Source organism: Streptosporangium sp. NPDC003464 (assembly GCF_053588315.1).
This window is the reverse complement of the sequence record NZ_JBSFPS010000475.1, coordinates 1-3505: the sequence shown is the minus strand read 5'-3', so window position 1 is coordinate 3505 and position 3505 is coordinate 1. Positions and strand designations below refer to the sequence as shown.

Here is a 3505-nt window from a genome sequence, read left to right as displayed (position 1 = left end):
TCGCCTCCGCGGGCACCGCGATCGCGCTCGAGCAGATCGCCTATAAGCCGCTGCGCAAGCGCGGGGCGTCCCGGCTGGCGGCCCTCATCTCCGCGATCGGCGCCTCGATCTTCCTGCAGGAGCTGTTCGCCCTGCTGGTGATCCCCGAGGTCTTCAACCGTCCGCAGCAGGGCCGCATCCAGATGGGTCTGCCCCGGCTGATGGAGCGGACCGAGCTCTTCTCGATCTTCGGTCACTCGGTCCGCGTCGACCAGGTGCTGGTGATCGTGGCCGCGATCGGCATGATGGTCGCGCTCGACAGGCTGGTGAACCGCACCAAGATCGGCCGTGGTATCCGCGCCACCGCGCAGGACCCCGAGGCGGCCGTCCTGATGGGCGTCGACATCAACAAGATCGTCCGGATGACGTTCCTGATCGGCGGCGGCATGGCCGGCGTGGCCGGCGCGCTCTACCTGATCTCGTACGAGAACACGAACTACTACATCGGATTCCTGTTCGGCATCAAGGCGTTCACCGCGGCGGTCCTGGGCGGCATCGGCAACCTGCGCGGTGCCCTGGTCGGCGGAGTCGCGCTCGGTCTGGTGGAGAACTACGGAGCCATCTTCTTCGGCTCCGACTGGAAACACGTGATCTCCTTCAGCATCCTCGTCTTGGTCCTGATGTTCCGCCCCACCGGAATTCTCGGTGAATCACTCCAGCAGGCGCGCGCATGAAGCAGAACAGTTCCCTGGAAGCCTTCCGTCATAAGACCGGCCAGTACGGCGATGCCATGCACGACCGCTGGGTGAACACGCCGGGCTGGCAGCGATGGATCGTGTACGTGGCTCTGATCATCGGAGCCCTGCTGCTGCCGTCGGAGTCCATCGGCAGCTTCATGTCGCCCTACACCGACTGGGCGAGCATCCTGTTCTTCCCGATCGGCACCTACGTGGTCCTGGCCATCGGCCTGAACGTGGTCGTCGGCCAGGCGGGCCTGCTCGACCTCGGCTTCGTCGCGTTCTACGCGGTGGGCGGCTACGCGATGGCGTTGATCGGCACCAGGATGGGCTGGAACTTCTGGCTGATCCTGGTGGTGGGCATCCTGATCTGCGCCCTGTCCGGCATCACCCTGGGCGGTCCGACGCTGCGGCTGCGCGGCGACTACCTGGCGATCGTGACGCTGGGCTTCGGTGAGATCATCCGGATCACCGCGCGGAACACCGACGAGATCGGCGGCCCGAACGGCATCCGCGGCATCCCGCACCCGCCGAGCATCGACGAGCTGAACCTCTTCGGAGTCGACCTCTACGAGCTCCTCGGGGTGAAGTTCCTCAAGTACGGCGTGCTGGACCCGCGGCCCTACTACTACCTGCTGGTCGCGCTGGCCGTCATCGTGATCATCCTGGTCAAGCGCTGGGAGAAGAGCCGGGTCGGGCGTGCCTGGGCGGCGATCCGCGAGGACGAGGACGCGGCCGAGGTCATGGGCGTGCCGACGTTCCGCTTCAAGATGCTGGCCTTCGCCATCGGCGCCTCCATCGGCGGCGCGATGGGCGTGCTGTGGGCCTCCAAGGTCATCTCGCTCAACCCGAACGACTTCCAGTTCCTGCTGTCGGCGACGATCCTGGCCGCGGTGGTCATGGGCGGCGCGGGCAACCTGCCGGGCGTCATGCTGGGCGCGTTCGTGGTGGCGTGGCTGCCGGAGCGCTTCCGCGGCCTGCAGGAATACCGCATGCTGATCTTCGGCGCGGTGCTCGTCGCACTGATGATCTTCCGTCCCGAGGGGCTGCTGCCGTCGCGTCAACGCAAGGCGGAGCTGAAAGAGGGATCGGGCGGGATGGGGACGCTCGCGGCCGAGGTGCCCGGGCCGGAGTCGCGTGGTGAGGAGGTGGCCTCCAAGTGAGCGCCGAGGTGAACGCAGGGGCTGCCCAGGAGCGGAGTGCCCGCGCGATGCTGGAGATGCAGGGCGTCGTGATGCGCTTCGGCGGCGTCACGGCGCTGAAAGAGGTCAACCTGACCATCAACGAGGGTGAGATCTTCGCCCTCATCGGCCCGAACGGCGCGGGCAAGACCACGATCTTCAACGTGATCACCGGCGTCTACCAGCCGACGGAGGGGCAGGTCCGCTTCGAGGGCGAGAAGATCAGCGGCGTCAAGCGCTTCAAGATCACCAAGCGTGGCGTCGCCCGCACGTTCCAGAACATCCGGCTGTTCCACAACATGACGGCCATCGAGAACGTCATGGTGGGCGCGGACACGCACCACCGCTCGGGCATGGTGAGCGTGGCCCTGGGGCTTCCCTGGCACCGTCAGGCCGAGCGCGAGGGCCGTGCGCTGGCGATGGAGCTGCTCGACTTCGTCGGCATCTCCCACCGCGCCAACGACCACGCCAAGAACCTGCCCTACGGTGACCAGCGCCGGCTGGAGATCGCCCGCGCGCTGGCGACCAAGCCGAAGCTGCTGCTGCTGGACGAGCCGGCCGCCGGTATGAACCCGGCGGAGAAGGTGGCGCTGCAGCAGTTGATCCGGGACATCCGCGACGCCGGCCGGACGATTCTGATCATCGAGCACGACATGAGCCTCATCATGGGCATCAGTGACCGCATCGCGGTGCTGGACTTCGGCCAGAAGATCGCCGACGGCCTGCCGGATGAGGTGCGGAACGACCCCCGGGTCGTCGAGGCGTATTTGGGGGCTTCCACAGATGCTTCTTGAGATCAAGGACATCCACGTCCACTACGGCAAGATCGAGGCGATCAAGGGCATCTCGGTCGAGGTGAACGAGGGTGAGATCGTCACTCTCATCGGGGCGAACGGTGCGGGCAAGACCACGACCCTGAAGACGATCTCGGGTCTGCGCGGCCTGTCGTCGGGGAGCATCACCTTCGACGGCAAGGACATCAGCAAGATGCCCGGCCACAAGCGGGTCATGGCGGGGCTGGGACAGGCCCCTGAGGGCCGGGGAGTATTCCCCGGCATGACGGTGCACGACAACCTGCTCATGGGCGCATACTCGCGCTCAGGGGATTTCGCCGCCGACCTGGCGGAGGTCTACGAGCTGTTCCCGCGGCTGGCCGAGCGCCGGACGCAGATGGGCGGCACGATGTCGGGCGGCGAGCAGCAGATGCTGGCCATCGGCCGGGCACTGATGGCCAAGCCGAAGGTGCTGCTGCTGGACGAGCCGTCGATGGGCCTGGCGCCGCTGATGGTGCAGCAGATCTTCTCCATCATCGAGGAGATCAACCGCCGGGGCACCACGGTGCTGCTGGTGGAGCAGAACGCCCAGCAGGCGCTGAAGCTCGCCCATCGGGCCTACGTGCTGGAGACCGGCAAGGTGGTCAAGAGCGCGCCCGCCGCCGAGCTGCTCGACGACCCCGACGTGCAGGCCGCCTACCTCGGTGGCGGCCTCGGGCACTGACGGGCCGCCGGAGCGGCCGTGAGCCGTACGGGTGGGTGGCCGCGTTGGATTCTGTGGCCTGCCAGGCGGTGATGGCGGCGGCGATTTTCTCCCGCTTCGCCTGGTGGTAGT

Annotated in this window: 4 protein-coding genes; all 4 read left to right on the top strand. The window is 67.0% G+C overall.

Annotated elements, in window-relative coordinates; translation table 11 throughout:
• Positions 1-713 (top strand): branched-chain amino acid ABC transporter permease (locus tag ACWDS7_RS47430; RefSeq protein ID WP_451934668.1); only part of this gene is annotated, 713 nt, incomplete at its 5' end.
• A complete protein-coding gene (locus tag ACWDS7_RS47425; RefSeq protein ID WP_451934667.1) occupies positions 710-1879 on the top strand; it encodes a branched-chain amino acid ABC transporter permease in 1170 nt (389 codons plus the stop codon). The genes ACWDS7_RS47430 and ACWDS7_RS47425, both read left to right, overlap by 4 nt.
• An 8-nt stretch (positions 1880-1887) precedes the next feature.
• Positions 1888-2691, top strand: a complete 804-nt coding sequence (locus tag ACWDS7_RS47420; protein WP_306857897.1) for an ABC transporter ATP-binding protein — start codon at positions 1888-1890, stop codon at positions 2689-2691.
• Positions 2681-3394: an ABC transporter ATP-binding protein gene (locus ACWDS7_RS47415; protein WP_451934666.1), complete on the top strand. Its 714-nt coding sequence runs from the start codon at positions 2681-2683 to the stop codon at positions 3392-3394. Before ACWDS7_RS47420 ends, ACWDS7_RS47415 begins: the two co-directional genes overlap by 11 nt.
• Positions 3395-3505 lie beyond the last annotated feature (111 nt).

What these genes read in the sequence shown, in the direction of transcription:
- ACWDS7_RS47415 (WP_451934666.1), top strand. Translation starts at nt 2,681, where the DNA reads ATGCTTCTTGAGATCAAGGACATCCACGTCCACTACGGCAAGATCGAG.
- ACWDS7_RS47425 (WP_451934667.1), top strand. Translation starts at nt 710, where the DNA reads ATGAAGCAGAACAGTTCCCTGGAAGCCTTCCGTCATAAGACCGGCCAG.